Origin of the sequence: Paenibacillus mendelii, assembly GCF_024498075.1 — a bacterium.
Classification (GTDB): Bacteria; Bacillota; Bacilli; order Paenibacillales; family Paenibacillaceae; genus Paenibacillus_Z; species Paenibacillus_Z mendelii.
The window spans coordinates 1-18,475 of record NZ_JANHOF010000031.1 but is presented as its reverse complement, the minus strand read 5'-3'; the positions used below and the strand labels follow the sequence as shown (position 1 = coordinate 18,475).

The window sequence follows — 18,475 nt, the reverse complement described above, 5'->3', positions numbered from 1 at the left end:
CAGGAATCTCGTTTGATTGCGATGAAGCGAAGATTAACCGTCAAGTGGGAAGATTTCGTGCTTGCGCTAAGATTGCTTGAGCGAGCGCAGATCTGGATCGCCATTTTACTGTTGCCGCTTGCAATATTCATGCTTCTTCCGCTCGTATACCTGTTCAATCATGCGTTCAAGCCGCTGCATGAGCTGTTTCTATTCCCGCCGACTTTTATTGTCAGAGAGCCAACCACTGGCAATTTTGTGGAATTGCTTGCCTTGTCTGAATCTACCATTGTCCCGGTATCCCGGTATATATTTAACAGCATTGTAGTAACATTTCTTTCTACCATTGCGATGGTCGTCACTGGTGCGATGTGCGCTTACCCGCTGTCCAAGCATCCGTTTCCAGGATCGAAAATCGTATTGGGTCTCATCATGCTGGCTTTGCTTTTCGCAACGGAGGCGGTTGCGATCCCACGTTTTATCGTGATCCAAAGCCTTGGCATCATGAATACATACCTTGGCCACGTGCTGCCGTTAGTCGCCTTGCCGGTCGGTGTTTTCCTGTTGAAACAGTTCATGGATCAGATCCCGAACGACTTAATGGAAGCAGCCAAAATTGACGGCGCGCGAGAATTTACCATTTTTATGCGTATTGTGATCCCGCTCGTCAATCCGGCAATTGCAACGATTTCCATTCTCGCTTTTCAATCCGCGTGGGGAAATACGGAGACATCAACCTTGTTCATGCAGGAAGACGCGATGAAGACGCTGCCTTTCTATATGAGCACATTAACATCCGGTCTTGCGAACTCTGTAGCCAGACAGGGAGCCGCCGCAGCTGGGGCATTGATCATGTTTATCCCGCCTCTGGTCGTATTTATCGTTTCCCAGCGGAAAGTCATCACGACGATGGCACATTCGGGGATTAAATAAGCAGAGGAGAACGGAGGTTATGCCATGCATAAGCATCTTGGCAAATGGAAATTTTCGCTTTGGCTCGTCTGTCTAATTTCTTTGACGTTATTCCCGATGGAAGCGATCGCCGATGTGCCTTATCGAACGTTTACGAAAAACAGCTACGGACGTACGATATTGACTCAGCCCGCCTATTCTCCGGCAGGCGTTCTGGCACAGGAGATTCCAATCGCGGGTGATAAGGGCGAGGTCGAGTATACAACGCTGCAGCGACCGCAGGATCTGTTTATTGCGCCTGGCGATGATATGTATATTGCCGATACGGACAACAATCGAATTGTTCATCTCAATGAGCAAGGCGAGCTCGTCAAGATCATCACCGTGCCTGAAAGTCCGCTGAAGCAGCCGCAAGGCGTATTTGTTGCCGAGAACGGAGATATCTATATCGCCGATACGGGAAACAAGCGGGTTGTCCAATTGAACATCCATGGCGAATGGATCAGAGAAATAGGCCGTCCGGAATCACGGTATGTGAATGAAGCGTTTGTTTACGAGCCGACGAATATGGTTGTCGACAAACGCGGATTTATATACGTCGTATCCAAAGGAAGCTATAACGGCGTCGTCCAATTCAACCCGGAAGGCAAATTCGATAAATTTTTCGGAACGAATAAAACGGAAGTCACTCCAATGGATATCATTCGCAGACAGTTTTATACGAAGGAACAGTTAAGCCGGCAAGTTCGATTGCTGCCCGTTTCGATCCGCAACATCGATATCGATGAGCGAGGCTTCATCTATACGGTTTCCGGTTCCAAAACAGAGCAAATCAAAAAAATGAACATTCGCGGAGAGAATGTATGGAAAGATATCGAGTTCAACAAAAATATGAGATCTTTCTCCGACCTGGAGAATAAGGATGACAAACTGGCTGCAGAGATTACGGACGCTTCCGTGGACAGCAACGGCAACGTGGCGATTATTGATAAATCGCGAAACATCATTTCCCAATATGATGCAAACGGAACGCTGCTGTTCTATTGGAATGGACGCTCCGTCGTTGGAAAATCGCTTGTCGGATTGACGACTGCTCCGGTTGCGGTGGAAACCAATTCGAAAGGTCGTCTTTATATTTTGGACGAAGCGCTTAGTCTCATTCAGGTGTATGAACCAACCGAGTTTGGCGCAGCCGTTCATGAAGCTTACAGGCTGATGCAGGAAGGGAAATACTCGGAGGCGGAGAAGCATTGGGACAACGTGCTGAAGTTGAACGCGCACTTCTCTCCGGCCTATGAAGGACTCGCGCAGGCTGCCTTTTTCCGCGGCGAATATGAGCGTTCGAGGGATTTGTTTAAGCTTGCAGGCGACGGTGAAGGATACTCCGATTCATTCTGGCAAATTCGGTTGCAATGGTTCCAGGCAAACTTCTCCACATTGGCTAACAGCGTGATTATCGCGGTTATCTTGTTATGGTTCTTCGCTTTATTGAAGAAAAAATTCAAGTTCCGCGTCATCCCGACAATGAGCGGGCTGAAACGCCAGACATGGTACCAGCAGGCGAAGCATGTGTTTTATACATTGAAGCATCCGCTGGACGGCTTTGGCGATTTGCGTTTTCTGAGTAAAGGCGGTTATACGAGCGCCATCATCATTTTATTGTTAACGATCGGAACGATCCTGGTGAAGTCGTATTATACGAGCTTTACATTCAATCCGGTTCCGGTTTATGCCAAAGGTTCAACGTCTACGCTGACGATCTTCTTGGCAACGTGGCTGTCATGGGTCGTTTGCAATTATTTGATCGGTTCCATCCGGCAAGGAGAAGCACGGTTTAAGGACGTATTCGTTGGAAGCTCCTATTCGTTAGTCCCGGTCGTATTGCTGGGGCTACCGCTGGCAGCCCTCTCGAATATATTTACACTTAGCGAAATGTCGATTTACGGCTCAATCGGGACAGGAATGATGTTGTGGTGCGGACTATTATTTTTCTGGAATATCCAGGCGCTGCAAAACTATGGTGTCGGAGAAGCGGTAGTCAACATTCTGCTTACGGTCTTAACGATGATTATCTTATGGGTCGTCATATTCATCTTGATCGGATTGTCGTCTGAATTTTTCAGCTTCGTTTATACCATTTATCAGGAGGTGTCGATGTGATGCGCTTGTTCCGCTCCGGAAAACTGCCCATAATCGCTGTGATCGGCATCTTATCCGCGTCGATGCTCAGCAGCTTCATCTATGCAAATTCCGATTCTACGGATCGGAGCGCAAAGGTAAAGTCTAGCATTCGTATAGCCTCGGCTTCCAAACCAAGCGGAAGCTTGCCGGACGAAACCCGGTTCCAGCCCATTGCTGAGAATATGAGGCTGCTGCTTAAAGCCGACCCAACCTCCGGACATTTTACGGTAACAAGCAAACAAACGGGGGAGATATGGCGTTCCTTTCCGAACTCGACAAATTGGCAGGATAAGCTGAATACAGATGCGTGGAAGGTTCATCTTGGCTCTCCTTTTATGTTCCGTTATTTGGAGTTCAATACACGCAAAGATTTGCTTATCGAATCGAACTTTAATGCGCAAGGAGGGGCGGTCACCCAGTTTGAAACAACGGACAGCGGTTTCAAAATCCGTTATGAGATGCCGGATATCGGCTTCATTATTCCGGTAGAAGTGAAGCTCGGCGAAGATTTCGTCGAAACGAAAATATTGGCGGACGGCTTGGTTGATGAAAAGGTGTATCCGAAAGACCAGAAGGATCCGAAGGCCAGACTGGCGTCCATTCGTTTATTCCCGTTCTTGGGCGCGCAAACGTCGGACAATGAGGACGGCTTCTTGTTCATTCCGGACGGTCCGGGTGCGCTGCTCGACTTTAAAAAGCATCGTACGGGTACACAGAACCTATATTCGGAACGCATATATGGTGATGACTGGGCATACAGCAACCGCAACACGATGTCCGACCGCAATCCGGTTTCATTGCCGGTTTTCGGGATGAAATCGAATAAACAAGCGGTACTCGGCGTCGTTGCCGAAGGCGAAGAGTATGCAAACATTGTTGCGGCGCCTTCAGGATCGTTCAGCCAATACAACTGGGTGACGCCCGAGTACCAATACCGGTTTAAGTTTTTCCAGCCGACCGATACGAAGAAGCTTAACGGCTACTTGACTTACAGTACAGAGATTACGAAGTCGGATCGGGCGACTCGTTATTATTTCATTGATGAGCAAAATAACCGTGAGATCGATTACGTTACGCTCGCTGAACGCTATCGTGCGCATTTGATGCAGGAATACGGGATGAAACCGCTGACGAATGCCAAGTTGAAGCTCCAGCTTCATCTGCTCGGCGGCGATACGGAAGACGGATTTTTATGGGACTCTTATTTGCCGCTGACAACAACGGAAGAGGCCGCCAAGATCGTACAGGATTTGCTCGCGGTTGGCGTGAAGGATATGAAGATTTCTTATCTCGGGTGGCAAAATGACGGCTATAGCGAATACGGCGGCGCGTTCCCTGTTCCGAAAAAACTTGGCGGCAGCGACGGGATGAAGAAGTTTACCGAATATGCGCATTCAAAAGGCCTTTCGGTGTACCTTGACGCGTCTTCCTATACCTTTAACAGCGGCAGCAAGGATGGATTCCGAAAAAGCAGGGACGGTCTTCGCGATCTGGGCTCCTCTATTATCGAGACGAGAGATACGGTTGTCAGTCCCCGATTTATGGAGAACGTTTTTACAGACGATTTGGAGGAAGCGAAGTCGCTTGGGATTGACGGCTACCTCCTCGGTCAAGGAATCGGAAGTGTCTTAAATACCGACTATAACGAAGATTATTTGTCGACCAGAGAGCAATCCAAGCAAATTCAGGCCCGGTTGTTTGAGCAAACGAAAGAGATGCTCGGCGATGTGCAAGTTGCGAAAGGCAACGAGTATACATTGCAATATACAAGTCATTTGGACAACCTGCCATCCACCTATTCTTATGATTTGTTTGTCGATCGAGTAGTCCCTTTTGCGCAAATCGCGCTTCATGGCCTAACGACTTATTCGTTCAATTACGCCAACTTGAGCGATGACTACAGGATGGCCTTCTTGAAAGGCATCGAATACGGCGCTGTCCCGTCCTTCGTCGTAACCTATGCTCGGTCCGAGGAATTGCTAAAATCATTAAATTTACAACAATATTACAGCACAAATTATAGAGACTGGATTCAAGAGATGGAATCGCAATATAAGAAATACGAAGAAGCTCTCGGCGATGTGCAGGACAAGTTCATTACGGGGCATCGTGAATTGATGAGCGGGGTTTATGAAACGACATACAGCAACGGCAAACAAATTATTGTGAATTATAACAATAAGAAGGTTACGGTCGGCAGCCATGTTGTCGAGGCGAAAAATTACATCGTCAACCAGGGAGGTGCGTAACATGGCAGGAAAACGGATCCTTTCCGCCAAGACGTCCCGCAAGCTGGAAGGAACGCTGTTTATGGCTCCGTGGTTGATCGGATTTATCGCTTTTTTAGGATTTCCGCTTCTCTTCTCGCTTTATATGAGCTTTCATCAAGTTAAGATTTTGCCGAAAAGAATCGTTTACGATTTTGTCGGCTTGAAATATTATCAGGAAATCTTATTCAACAGCTCGGCTTTATACGATCAATTGATTCCTTATTTCCAAGAAGTCGTCATCATGGTGCCGATTATCGTTATTTTTGCCTTAATGATCGCGATCATGCTGAATCAGAAGCTTCCGGGACGATTTGTATTCCGTGCGATTTTTTTCTTGCCGGTTATATTCTCTACGGGCGCCGTCTTAATGTCGTTTATGAATCAAGGCGAAGGTAACCTCGGTTTCCTCGAACGGTTTAATGTTGGCGGTTATATCGATATGTTCCTTGGGGATAATTCATGGGCAAAACCGGTGAAGCAAGTCATGAATCATTTTGTACTGGTCTTATGGTATTCCGGCGTGCAAATTTTATTGTTTATTGCCGGACTTCAGACGATTTCGAGCTCTGCCTACGAATCTGCTCGCATTGATGGCGCAACGCCGTGGGAAGTATTCTGGAAAATAACGCTTCCGGCGATGTCGCCATTTATTTTGCTGAACCTGATTTATACGGTAGTGGATATGTTTACGTTCCCGTCCAACCCTGTTATTTCGCTCATCACTACGGGCAATTACGGCTATAACAGCGCGATGGCATGGATTTATTTCTTGATTATTATTGCATTCCTAGGATTCGTCATTTTGCTCTATGGCAGAATAAATCGGAAACATGCCAAAGCAAATCGAGGATAAGGGGGGAGGAAGCGGATGATGAAAGTAAATTTAGCAGCGCGCGCCAAACAAAAATGGACGACGAAACGCAGCTTGAGCAAAATTCGGTATATGGTGCTTGGCAGAGAAATCAATCAAGGTCTTATTTTTAAATTGGCATTGTATACCGTATTAATCATAACTTCTTACATTTATATGAACCCGATTATTAAAATGCTCGTGAAGATGGTTATGAGCATCAAAGATTTGATCGATCCGACCGTGACGTGGATTCCATCTTCCATCTATTTGGGCCACGTCGCCGAAGCATGGAAGCTGCTTGATTATCCGAGGTCGCTTGCCGTCAGTTTGTTTATCGCGGTAACGGCGGCCGTGCTGCATTGCATCGCGTGCGGACTTGCGGGTTATGCGCTCGCAAGACTTGACGTTCCGTTCAAAAAAACGGTTTTTCTCCTTGTCATATCGGCATTCATCATTCCACCGCAAGTCATCATTTTGCCGACAATTATGGCGTATACGGAGCTTGGATTGAACGGGCATCTGCTGACGCTAATCTTGCCTTCCGTGTTCGGTTTCGGAGTGAAGGGTGCGTTATTCGTCATCATTTTCCGCCAGTTTTTCTTGACGCAGCCGAAGGCATTGGAAGAAGCGGCGCGTATTGACGGCGCCAATGCATTGAAGTTTTATGCCCGTGTGATGTTTCCTTTGGCCAAGCCGGCTATCCTTGTCGTGTTCTTGTTTTCATTCGTATGGACGTGGAACGATACGTATTATCCGAGAATGTTCCTCGGAGCAAGCGACAATATGCCGCTGGCGCTGAAAATCTCCTATATCGATCGCAACTTGACGGCGTTTATTCAAGAAGGCGGGTTTCCGGAATTTTTGGCCGAACCGATCAAGATGGGCGCAAGCTTCCTAGTTATTTTGCCGCCCCTGCTGATCTACTTGTTCGCGCAGCGCTATTTTGTCGAGAGTGTCGAGCGTACCGGGTTGGTTGAATAGAAGGCAAAAGCGTTAGCTGCTGCTGAACCGGGGCTTCCTCGAGGGCCTGGTTCAGCGAACCGGCCTTGTTGAATGATTTAACTACTCGCGTTTGAAGGTGTCGCCTTATTGGTAGCGGAGCGTTATTTCACCCGATATAGGAGGTGATGTGGTACCAGTAAGAGGGAGGAATAAGTCTGGAAAGATGATTTGGAGAAAGAATTCATGAGGAGGGTAATCGATCGATGAAAAGAACGACGGTGGTTGCGTTAACGTTCGTTTTGACGGTATTGATTATTGCAGGATGTTCTTCTAATAATGGTTCTGATTCCAATTCCGGCAACCAGAAGGGCTTAAAGCAGGACACAAGCGAGAACGTTAGCACACAAGACGCGGATGGCGATGCAGCGAAGCCGGTACCGGCAGAGCAAGTGACAATCAAATTGTTATCGCCATTTGGGGCGGAGTTATCCGAAAAAAGATACCGGCCGATTGAGAAGATATTACCGAACATCAAGCTGGAAATAGTTGAAGGAAAGCTTGAAGAACTGCATGCTCAAAACATTGTTCCCGATATCGTTGTGACAGGGTGGGGGTTCTCGCAATATGAAAAGGAGTCAAGCGAACCTCTGGATGATTTGATTAATAAACATCAATTCGATCTAGAAGCATTGAATTCTTCATTAGTTGCAGCCGAGCGGGCATCCGACAAAGAAAATAGACTGATGAGTCTGCCCAATTCGAACGATGTTGTCGTTATGTACTACAACAAGACGGTGTTTGATAAATTTGGGGTATCGTACCCGACCGATAATATGACTTGGGACGATGTGATTGATGCTGCGAAACAGATGACGGCAGAGCGGGATGGCGTGAAATATCGCGGATTGGAAATGCGTTCGGAAATTGGTTTTGGACTGCAGCAATTTGGCGTAAACCTGACTGATCCAGCAACCGGGGATGTATTGTTTGCGAAAGATCCGCGTGTGATCAAATATTTCGAGCTATTAAAGAAAATATACAGTATTCCGGGGATGACAGAGGACACGGATCCTTTCGGCCCGTTTCTTGAAGGAAGAGTCGGGATGCTGCTCACCTCCGCGCAGTATATGCGTTGGGCAGTGCCGGCGGATTTAGCCGCTCGGATAGATTTTGCAGCCGCTCCCGTATGGGCCGATAATCCTGGAACGACAATGGTAAGCCGCAGCTATTCGCATAATATGATCAATAAGTACAGCGAGCATAAGGATGAGGCATTCCAGGTGCTAGCCGCATATTACTCCCCTGAAATCCAGACGATGTTGACTCGGGGCGCCGAGGAAGTAACGCCGCTTACGGATCAGAGCATTCAAGCCCAATTCGGCGCGGATCTTCCGAATTTTCAAGGCAAAAATGTGAAAGCGATTTTTATGTATACGCCTGCCAAACCACCGCAAGTCATTAGCAGCTGGGATGCCCACGTGAATTTGGATCAAGGTGCTTTCATAACATCGGAGATGAATATACCAGAGTTCCTGCGCGTGAAGACAGAAGAAGCGCAGATAAAAATTAAGGAGGCAAAAGGCCAGCAGTAGCATGGGGAGGAGACATCGATCATGGAAGCATAGAAGAATCGCATTGTAAGCGCCGCATATTTTACTATTGGGAGGTCATGAGTTTGAGATGGAATATAAAGAACACAGCTTGGTTGCTTGTATTCCTCATGCTCGTAATATCTTTGCTTGGCGGTTGCACCAACGATACCGATAATGAGAAGAAAACGGAACCGGATACAGAGAAAAGCGATTCGGCAGGCACGGCCAAACCAGCCGATAACGAAGAAGTTGTGATCACAGTTTTATACCCGCACCCGGAAGAAAATTTCAAATCTCGATTCGGAACAATTAGTGAGAAGCTGAAAAATATCAAGCTGGTGCAGCTGCAAAAAGGAAACGATCTGGAGTCGCTCCAGGAACTGAACGCCGCGAAGACAATTCCGGACTTGATTTGGGGCGACGGCGGTGCATTTGAAGCGACCACGGAGCTCGATATGATCGAGCCGTTGGACGAGTTGGTCGAAGTCAACAATTTCGATTTATCAACAATCGAGCCTTCGATCATCGCTACATATCGTGCCATGAACCCGAATGGCAGTCTGATCGGAATGCCTACTTTCAGCGACAACTTCACACTGTATTACAATAAGGATGTATTCGATAAATTCGGTATTCCATACCCGCAGGGAAATTTGACTTGGGACGATATTGTCGACCTGTCCAAAAAACTGACAGGCGAACGTGACGGCATGGTGTACCGCGGTTTTGAGTTTGGCGGCTATGGCGAAGCGCTCGTACCGCTCAAGCAATTTTCCGTAAACTTGACAGATCCGGACACCGGAGAAGTTCTCATCGACAAATTGCCGGAGGTTACCAAATATTTGGAGCTGATGAAGCGCATCTACAGCATCCCCGGTATGTACAGCAAAGAAAGCTACCAGTTTCCGAAAGGTAATGTCGGCATGATCGTCACATGGCCGCAATACTTGATGTGGGGAATCGGCGACGCGGACATTGTTAAAAATGTCGATGCCGCACCGCTGCCGTCTTGGCCGGAGCTTCCGGGCGTTTCACCGACTTCGTATTCACATCCGATCATTCTGAACAAATATAGCAAAAACAAGGACGCGGCGTTTAAGGTCATGGCCGAGTTCGTATCCGTTGAAAACCAGTCCAGAATCGCAAAAAAAGGCGTCGACCCTTCGGTGCTCATTGTCCAGGAAGTCAGGGATCAATACGCCGTCGATCAAAAACTTTTTGAAGGCAAAAATATTAAAGCATTTTTTGCATCAAAACCGGCTCTTCCGCCTTCCAAAATAAGCCCATATGACAAATACGTTGATATTAACGGGAGTTTGGCCAAATTCGCTGAGTCTGACATGAACATTCCGGAATTTTTACGAAAACTGAAAGAAGAGTCGGAAGCCAAAATCAAAGACGCTATATCCAAACAGAAGTAAAGGCTATTATTTTCATGCATACGCCTGCCAAACCGCCGCAAGTCATTAGCAGCTGGGATGCCCACGTGAATTTGGATCAAGCTGATGACAAAAACACGTCAGTGCCATCCGCCAATATAACGGAGGAAGAGCTGACGCAAAAAAGGAACTGATTATCGATGCAACAACTGAGAGAGGCAAAAGTCATTCGAGTAACCGATTACGGCGCAAGGCCCGACTCCGGGGAGGATGCCGTGTCGTCCATTCGGCTAGCCATTGCAGCGGCTGCCGCAGTGAATGAACCCGTTGTTATCGAATTTCCTTATGGACGATACGATTTGTACCCGGATCATGCCGATCAGGCTCTGTGCTGCATATCGAATACGACAACGGAAGAAGAAAACCCGGACAATACGAAAACCTTGGGGCTGCTTCTGCAAGGACTGAACCACGTAACGATTGAAGGCAACGGGTCGTTATTGATGTTTCACGGAAAAATGACGTTGCTCGCCGTGATCAGCTGCAGCGACATCGAAATCCGCAACTTGAACACCGACTATGCGCATCCGACGATGGCGGAAATGACGGTTGAGGTTGTCGAAGAGCGAACGATGGACGTTCGCGTTCACCCGGACAGCCGATACGAATTGGAGAAGGATCGCCTGTTTTGGATCGGATTGGGGTGGCGGTTCACAAACGGCCTGGCGCAGCTGTACGATCCGGCGAACAATTCGACGTGGCGCGTACAGAATCCGGTTTCGATCGCCATGAAGGTCGAGGAGCTTGCGCCGAACCGGCTTCGCTTTCACTTTGACCGGAGACCCGACGCCTCCGTCGGGCAGACGTTCCAAATGCGGGACGGCATCCGGGATCAGGTCGGCGCATTCGTTTCCCGAAGCAGCAATGTGATCTTCAAGCAAGTTGGCATGCATTATATGCATGGGCTTGGTATCGTCGGTCAATTCAGCGAAAATCTCGTTTTCGACCGGATGACATTGGCGCCTCGTCCCGACTCTGGACGTACGGCAGCGGCATTCGCGGACTTCCTTCATCTCTCCGGCTGCCGTGGGCGAATCACAATTCAAGACAGCTTGTTCGAGGGAGCCCATGACGATCCGATCAATGTTCACGGCACGCATTTGCGAATTATCGGTAAGCCTGCGCCGGCTCAGTTGGTTGTCCGGTTCATGCATGGCCAAACGTTCGGCTTCGAGGCGTTTTTCCCCGGTGACGAGATTGAATTCGTGCGTGAAAGCTCATTGCTCGCATATGACAGCAATACCGTCAAGGAGGCCCGGTTATTGAATCCGCGGGAAATGTTGCTGACCCTGGAGCGGCCTGCGCCGGAGAATATCGAGACTAACGATGTCATTGAGAACGTCACATGGACGCCGGAGGTGGAGATTCGCGGCAATCGTTTTGCGCGCATTCCGACACGCGGCATTCTAGTAACGACGCGGAGAAAGGTGACCATTGAAAACAACGTATTCGAGCGTATGCGAATGAGCGGCATTCTGATCGCAAACGATGCAGGAAGCTGGTTCGAATCCGGTAGGGCGCAGGATGTGACGATTCGCGGCAATACGTTTCTCCAATGCGGAAGCGCCGCCGATCCCGTGATCTGGATTCATCCGGAGAACACGGACACGTCCCATGAAACGCCCGTACATGAGCATATTGTCATTGAAGACAACACGTTCGAGACAATCGGCAATCGTGTATTGGATGCTAAGAGCACCCGCCATGTACGGTTTAGCCGAAACCGCATCGTAGTTGGAGATCAGGATCATGCCCAATCGTTTATCCGCCTTCACGCTTGCAGCGATGCGGAAATCGGCGGAAACCGCTTCGAAGGCAATGACAGCATGCAATGCGTCGAACTGCGCGGTATGCCGCGGGAAGAAGTCTCATTAATAGAAAGTCCGTCAGTAGAACTTATTGTGATCTGACGGGACAACTTCCGGCCTTTTCTACAGGAACGTATGAAACCGGGGCTTCTAGGAAGCCCCGGATCGGTTCGCGCTTATGATTTGTGCAATCGTCATCAGAGTATTGTGCGGTTAAGGGGGTGATTCGATATGTGAATATAATTCGATGTCGAATGCCGGTATGCCGATCGTGTACGGTTGTTTTGTAAACGCTATCTATTTTGCCGTTGGAAGGTCATGATCCCAGTAGGTTCTATCCAATCCATGTACAAAGGAGTTCGTTAGATGACAACTGTAAAAAGAAGAGGCTATCTATTTATTCTTATTTTTACCGTTCTCGTATCGCTTCTCGCAGGCTGCGGCCAATCCGAGGATAAAGCGGCCGACAACAACCAGGCCGAGCCGTCTGTTAATAAAACCGATGAAGATCGGCCGCAAGAGCCGGAAGATCAGCAAAAACCGCAAGAAGCGCAAAAACAGGTCACTTTGACGATGATCAACTGGGCAGACGATGAATCATGGGATAAAGATTGGAAAAAACCTGTGGAAAGCAAATTTCCGAACATCAAACTGGAACGATACAACATCATGCCAACGGAAAAGGATTTGCAGGAGCTTTTTGCCGCCAAAAAGCTGCCTGATTTGTACTTTGGGCATATGGGACATAAAACAGCACTCGAAAAACAGGAAGTTTTGTATGACATGAGCGATTTAATCGAAACGTACAATTACGACCTCGACCGCTTCAATCCCGGACTGATTGATCGAGTCAAAGTCGAGTCCGGCGGGGGAATAGACTTTTTGCCTTATATCGTCGACCGTTATGCACTGCATTACAATAAAGACATTTTCGATAAATTCGGCGTGCCTTATCCGCAAGACGGCATAACGTACAATGAAATCGTCGATCTGGCCAAAAAAGTTACAGGAGAAATTGGCGGGGTCAAATATTACGGACTGCAGTGGGGATGGGACAGCTTCAATACGATGTCGCAGCATATTCCCGTGATCAATCCGGATACGAAAGAGCCAACGTTTCTAACGGATGACCGTTGGAAATCGTTCTTTGAAGTCGTGAAACAAGTATACGAAATTCCAGGCAATTTGCCTCCCCACGAGAAATACCGTGAATATATTTATTCCCGCTTTGTCGACGAACGCAATATTGCGATGCTGCCGCTCTGGTTTAATGGCGGACAGTTGAGTGATGCCAAGATGAATTGGGATATGGTCAATTATCCGACTTGGGAAGAGAATCCAGGGAAAGTTCCGGGCGGGCTGGCTTATTTTCTGGGGGTGACTTCGTTCAGCGAACATAAAGAGGAGGCATTCCAGGTTATTGATTATTTGCTGTCCGATGAATATACGATTCAAAGATATCAAGGGAAAGATATTTCTTCCTTGGTTCTGCAGTCGCCTGAAGTACGGCAGCAAATCAAGCCTGATCCGAAGTTCGAAGGCATAAACTACGAGGCTTTGTTTAAGATGGATTTCCATTCGAATCGAGCTCAGGTCGAAGAGGATCTATTCGGCAAAACCGTTATCGAACAAATGGAAGATTTGATTTATGACCATGTTGATATCAATACCCATTTAAGAAAATTGGACGAAATGGCTAGAACATTAATCAAGGAATTGGAAAATAAATAAGCGGACCAAAACATTCGAATAGTGAGGGGATGAATACTATGAAATCGGTAAAAATGCTTTCATTGATCCTGACTTTAATGTTACTCGCAGCATCGATTGCGGCATGTTCGAGCAAAAACTCCGAAGGGGAACAATCAACAAATAAAGAGCAAAATTCTGCTGCTGCGGATGATACTCCGAAACAGGAGGATCAAGACAAACCAGCGGGGACAGAATCGGAATCCAAGGACAAAGAGCAGATTACGCTAAAATTTATGGCGCCTTGGGGAGGGGAATTTGAAGAGCGGGTGAAGCCGTTTGTCGAAGAGAAGTTCCCCAACATCAAGATCGAGCTCATCAGCAAATGGGTCGGCAAGCAAGAGTTGGAAGAAACATTTGCCGCGAAGGAAAATCCGGATATTCTGCTGACCACCGGCGGCTTTGAAGTTCTGAAGGACATGGAGCTGCTATATCCGCTGGATGATCTGGCGAACCAATTTAACGTTGACTTATCGGCATTCCGGCCGGGTGTGCTCGAATCGATGCGGGTGCGGGATCCTGAGGGCGAAAACCGTTTATTGGGATTTCCGATGGAAGATATTCAGGTAGCGCTTTTTTATAACAAATCGATTTTCGACAAATTCGGCGTACCTTATCCGAAGGACGGAATTACATGGGAAGAAGTTATCGACCTGGCCAAGAAACTGACTGGAGAAAAAGACGGAGTCAAGTACCACGGAATAGCGAAAAATGGCTTATCGATGCCTTTTATGGAGCTTTCGGCAACCGGTACGGATCCCGCGACGGGCGAGGTGCTGTTCTCCAAAGAACCGAGGTTCAAGAAATATTTCGATCTGCTTGATAAGTTTCGCAGTATCTCCGGCAACTGGGATGTAGAAAAGGATGAAGACTTGAATTTCCAGAACCAAACAACCGCAATGGCGATCTTATCCATTACGAATCTAGCCGGTATGCATGGTACCAAAGGGCTCAGCTTCGATATGGTAAGAGTTCCGGGTTGGGCCGACCAGCCGGATATTACGCCAAACTACGCGCCTCTTGCAGTGAGCGTTAATCCGAACAGCGAGCATCTGAAAGAGGCGTTTGAGGTGATTGCATTCCTCGCCTCCAAAGAGCATCAAACAAAGCTGCATCGCCATGGTTCACCTTCTCCGCTAGGCGATCCGGACCTTGCTGTCCAGTTTGGCGAAGATCAAATGGCAGGCGGCAATAAGCAATACAATTTACAAGGCATTTATACAGGTTCAAAAGCCGACCCTGCGTACTCCCCGTTCGGTCCGGATTCCCTTTACTACGGCGAGAACTATGTGGCCGATAAGGCTACCGAATTCATAACGTCCAAAGAAGATGTCGTTACGTTCTTGAGAAAAATGGACGAAGATTATGCGATTAAATTGAAAGAGAAGATGAATAAAAAATAACGCTGCAGAGCTCCTTGAACACCGACAATTTACAAAGAGCATTCAGAGATAAAGGAGAGAGACGCACCATGAATAGAGAGATAAAAGAGCCGCTTCGGGAGCGGTTTCTGATGGATTCCGGTTGGAGATTCGCCCTGGGGCACGCTTCGGACATCAAGCTCGACTTCGGTTATTGGGAAGGCAAGCCGTTTGCCAAACAAGCTGAAGGAAGAGGCGCGATTCACGTCAAATTTGACGACAGCGATTGGAGAGAAGTCTCGCTGCCGCATGATTGGGCGGTGGAGCTTGATTTTCAATATTCCGACGATAACGACATCAATTATCACGGATACAAGCCGATCGGAAGACCGAACCCGGCGACATCGATCGGGTGGTACCGCAAGCGGTTTGAGGTAGCGAAGGAAGATGAGGGGAAGAGGCTATCCATTGAGTTCGACGGTATATTCCGCGACAGCATGATATGGTTGAACGGCTATTACTTGGGGCGTCATGAAAGCGGATATACCAGCTTCCGCCGCGATATTACCGACTGCGTTAAGTTCGACGGGCCGAATGTGCTTGTCGTGCGGGCCGACGCAAGCCAAGTGGAGGGATGGTTTTACGAAGGGGCCGGCATTTACCGGCATGTCTGGCTGGTCAAAACCAACCCGGTGCATGTAGCGCATTGGGGAACGTACGTCGTTTCGGAAATTGGCGACGGATTTGCGGAACTGACGCTTCAAACGACGGTTGTCAACGAAGACGATCTTGCGAAAGCAATCGCGATCGAATCGGCCATCTATGATGCTAACGGCAGCCGGGTTGCGACCATTCAGTCGGAGCCAACGCCGATCGGGTCGTGGAAGGAGTGCGAGTTCAATCAGCGCATTCGTTTGGAGCAGCCGTGGCTTTGGGATTTGGAGTCGCCCCATCTCTATCGTCTCGTTACGACTGTCAAGGACGGCGAAGCCGAAACGGACGTTTATGTAACATCATTTGGCATTCGCAGTATTCGCTTCGATCCGGATCAAGGCTTTTTCTTGAACGGGCGGCATGTCCCGATCCGAGGCGTTTGCTGTCATCAGGATCATGCCGGAGTAGGAACGGCGCTGCCCGACCGCTTGCAATTTTACAGGATCGAGAAGCTGAAGGAGCTCGGCGTTAATGCTTACCGGACATCGCATCATCCGCCGACGCCGGAACTGCTCGAAGCTTGCGACCGTCTTGGGATGCTGGTCATGGACGAACACCGGCAAGTAGGCTGCGGCGAGGAAATTGAAGGTCAATTGCGCAGCCTGGTCAAACGCGACCGCAACCATCCTAGCATCATTCTTTGGTCGATCGGAAACGAAGAGAGCGGGATTCAGGATACGGAAGCCGGCGCCCGCACCGCAAGAACGATGAAACGGATCGTAAACGAGCTTGATCCGACACGCCTTGTCAGCTATGGCGGGAATAACGGCGGACAAAGCTCGGGGATTAACGGCGTTGTGGATGTGCGTGGCTGGAACTATTGGAAAATCGGCGCCAATTTGGATGTATACCACAACGATCATCCACAGACGCCCATGATCGGCAGCGAGGAAGCGAGCACGCTGTGTACGCGAGGCATCTACGAAAACGATGAAGAACGAGGATATGTCTCGTCTTATGACGAAAACTTCCCCGGCTGGGGATCCGGTGCCGAGGAATGGATGAAGTATTATGCGGAGAGGCCGTATTTGGCCGGCGCCTTCGTATGGACAGGATTCGATTACCGGGGCGAGCCGCTTCCTTACCGTTGGCCGTGCATCAGCTCGCAATTCGGCATGATGGATACGTGCGGTTTTCCGAAAGACAACTATTATTATTACCAGTCTTGGTGGACCGCCCGGACGGTATTGCATCTATTCCCGCACTGGAACTGGCAGGGTAAGGAAGGGCAGGACATCGACGTGCGCTGCTTCAGCAATTGCGAGGAAGTTGAGCTCATTCTCAACGGCCGCAGCCTTGGCATGAAACCAATGCCGCATCTCGGGCATCTGAGCTGGAAGGTTCCCTATGAGCCTGGCGCTCTTGTTGCCAAAGGATACAGGAATGGACAAGAGATCGCGAGCGCTGCCAGAGAAACAACAGGCGTTCCCGCCGAGCTGCGGTTATTGCCGGATCGCTCCGCCATCGATGCCGACGGCGAAGATGTATCGAGCATTGCCGTGCAAATTGTAGATGCTTTAGGCCGGGTCATCCCCACAGCTGACAATGAAGTTGTGTTCACGGTAACCGGGCCGGGCGTATTAATCGGTGTCGGCAATGGAAACCCGAGCAGCCATGAGCCGGATAAGTATATCGGCAGCGGCACGGTTTGGAAACGAAGAGCTTTTAACGGACTTTGCATGGCCATCGTCCAATCGACGAAACAAGCTGGAGATCTGTGCATTACGGCTGAGTCATCCGGGTTAATTGCTGCCAAAGTGACGATCCGAACAGAGCCCTGCGTATTGTACCCTTCCGTGTAGCTCGTCAAAGAACAATCATCACGCTGACGCTTCAGCCCAATGCTGCGATGGAAATCATCAAGCGGATGGGCTGAACGCGCAGCTTTGAAACGAATAAATGAAATGTTGCAAGGAGATGAGAGTACGATGTTGAGCATTTCTGCGGGAAAGTTGAACATTCAATTGGATCGTCAAGGCAGGGTGACCAGCCTGACCGATACCGCTGACGGTAATCGATATGAATCTGACAAGCATACTATGCCGCTGCTTCGGGTTGTCGTTAACGGCCGTATCGAGATGCCGGAGCAGGCCGATTATGAAGCGGCATCCGGCATAATGACATTGAAGTTTTCTGAGTGCGGGGCGGCAGTGGAGGTTTTGGCCGAAGAAAAAGGGCTTTATGCGACATTCGAAGTACAATCCATCGTTGGTGAAGTCGATGCCGTCATCTGGGGGCCTTACGTCACGACGGTTGCCGGTTCGATCGGAGAGTCGGTTGGCGTCGTGCATAACGGATCGTTCGCCCTCGGCCTGCAGGCGTTGAATATAAAAACCGTCGGGGGATGGCCTCTCGAGCTCGATAGGATGGAATATGTTCAGCAAACGTATTCGAACAGCGGGATGCCGGACCCTGACAGCACGCAGCCTTCGGATAACAAATTCGAATATGATGTTTGCGCGGCCTGGCCGACAAGCGAAGGAAGCATGCTGCAAGCGTATGCCAGGAATCGGATGAACGCGGCCCGGCGCCCCGCATGGAATTTGCCGGATGTCGATATCGCGCCGATCGCCGGCGACGACGCGCGAATCGCCGGGACCAAGATCGCCTTGTTCGGCTGTGCGGTTGACCGGGTTCTCCAAACGATCGAAGCGATCGAGATCGGGGAAGGGCTG

The 18,475-nt window shown here is 49.0% G+C and carries 12 protein-coding genes; all 12 read left to right on the top strand.

The features are described from left to right. Window positions 1–21 precede the first annotated feature (21 nt). Window positions 22–912: a carbohydrate ABC transporter permease gene (locus NNL21_RS34950; protein WP_373567637.1), complete on the top strand. Its 891-nt coding sequence runs from the start codon at window positions 22–24 to the stop codon at window positions 910–912. 24 nt (window positions 913–936) lie between these two features. Next, entirely contained in the window at window positions 937–3,051 is a 2,115-nt protein-coding gene (locus tag NNL21_RS34945; RefSeq protein WP_204820810.1) for a YIP1 family protein, read from the top strand. Continuing rightward, on the top strand, window positions 3,051–5,321 hold the full coding sequence (locus tag NNL21_RS34940; RefSeq protein WP_204820922.1) for a DUF5696 domain-containing protein: 2,271 nt from the start codon (window positions 3,051–3,053) through the stop codon (window positions 5,319–5,321). Before NNL21_RS34945 ends, NNL21_RS34940 begins: the two co-directional genes overlap by 1 nt. A gap of 1 nt (window position 5,322) precedes the next feature. Next, window positions 5,323–6,195 carry a carbohydrate ABC transporter permease gene (locus tag NNL21_RS34935; RefSeq protein WP_204820811.1) on the top strand — a complete coding sequence of 291 codons (873 nt, stop codon included), beginning with the start codon at window positions 5,323–5,325 and terminating at the stop codon, window positions 6,193–6,195. Between the two features lie 15 nt (window positions 6,196–6,210). Further along, entirely contained in the window at window positions 6,211–7,176 is a 966-nt protein-coding gene (locus NNL21_RS34930; protein WP_256555689.1) for a carbohydrate ABC transporter permease, read from the top strand. 224 nt (window positions 7,177–7,400) lie between these two features. Continuing rightward, a complete protein-coding gene (locus tag NNL21_RS34925) occupies window positions 7,401–8,729 on the top strand; it encodes an ABC transporter substrate-binding protein (protein ID WP_204820812.1) in 1,329 nt (442 codons plus the stop codon). A gap of 83 nt (window positions 8,730–8,812) precedes the next feature. Beyond that, a complete protein-coding gene (locus NNL21_RS34920; protein ID WP_204820813.1) occupies window positions 8,813–10,150 on the top strand; it encodes an ABC transporter substrate-binding protein in 1,338 nt (445 codons plus the stop codon). Window positions 10,151–10,308: 158 nt separating this feature from the next. Continuing rightward, window positions 10,309–12,078: a right-handed parallel beta-helix repeat-containing protein gene (locus tag NNL21_RS34915; RefSeq protein WP_204820814.1), complete on the top strand. Its 1,770-nt coding sequence runs from the start codon at window positions 10,309–10,311 to the stop codon at window positions 12,076–12,078. 264 nt (window positions 12,079–12,342) lie between these two features. Then, on the top strand, window positions 12,343–13,707 hold the full coding sequence (locus NNL21_RS34910; protein WP_204820815.1) for an ABC transporter substrate-binding protein: 1,365 nt from the start codon (window positions 12,343–12,345) through the stop codon (window positions 13,705–13,707). A gap of 38 nt (window positions 13,708–13,745) precedes the next feature. Continuing rightward, window positions 13,746–15,128 (top strand): ABC transporter substrate-binding protein, encoded by a 1,383-nt coding sequence (locus NNL21_RS34905; protein WP_204820816.1) that lies wholly within the window; start codon window positions 13,746–13,748, stop codon window positions 15,126–15,128. 68 nt (window positions 15,129–15,196) lie between these two features. Then, window positions 15,197–17,602 carry a beta-galactosidase GalA gene (galA, locus tag NNL21_RS34900; protein ID WP_204820817.1) on the top strand — a complete coding sequence of 802 codons (2,406 nt, stop codon included), beginning with the start codon at window positions 15,197–15,199 and terminating at the stop codon, window positions 17,600–17,602. Window positions 17,603–17,728: 126 nt separating this feature from the next. Continuing rightward, window positions 17,729–18,475: hypothetical protein (locus NNL21_RS34895; RefSeq protein ID WP_256555688.1), on the top strand; the 747-nt coding region annotated here is incomplete at its 3' end.

Coding starts and splice junctions, on each gene's coding strand:
- NNL21_RS34915 (WP_204820814.1), top strand. CDS start 10,309: ATGCAACAACTGAGAGAGGCAAAAGTCATTCGAGTAACCGATTACGGC.
- NNL21_RS34925 (WP_204820812.1), top strand. CDS start 7,401: ATGAAAAGAACGACGGTGGTTGCGTTAACGTTCGTTTTGACGGTATTG.
- NNL21_RS34950 (WP_373567637.1), top strand. CDS start 22: ATGAAGCGAAGATTAACCGTCAAGTGGGAAGATTTCGTGCTTGCGCTA.
- NNL21_RS34935 (WP_204820811.1), top strand. CDS start 5,323: ATGGCAGGAAAACGGATCCTTTCCGCCAAGACGTCCCGCAAGCTGGAA.
- NNL21_RS34910 (WP_204820815.1), top strand. CDS start 12,343: ATGACAACTGTAAAAAGAAGAGGCTATCTATTTATTCTTATTTTTACC.
- NNL21_RS34930 (WP_256555689.1), top strand. CDS start 6,211: ATGATGAAAGTAAATTTAGCAGCGCGCGCCAAACAAAAATGGACGACG.
- NNL21_RS34945 (WP_204820810.1), top strand. CDS start 937: ATGCATAAGCATCTTGGCAAATGGAAATTTTCGCTTTGGCTCGTCTGT.
- NNL21_RS34905 (WP_204820816.1), top strand. CDS start 13,746: ATGAAATCGGTAAAAATGCTTTCATTGATCCTGACTTTAATGTTACTC.
- galA (WP_204820817.1), top strand. CDS start 15,197: ATGAATAGAGAGATAAAAGAGCCGCTTCGGGAGCGGTTTCTGATGGAT.
- NNL21_RS34940 (WP_204820922.1), top strand. CDS start 3,051: ATGCGCTTGTTCCGCTCCGGAAAACTGCCCATAATCGCTGTGATCGGC.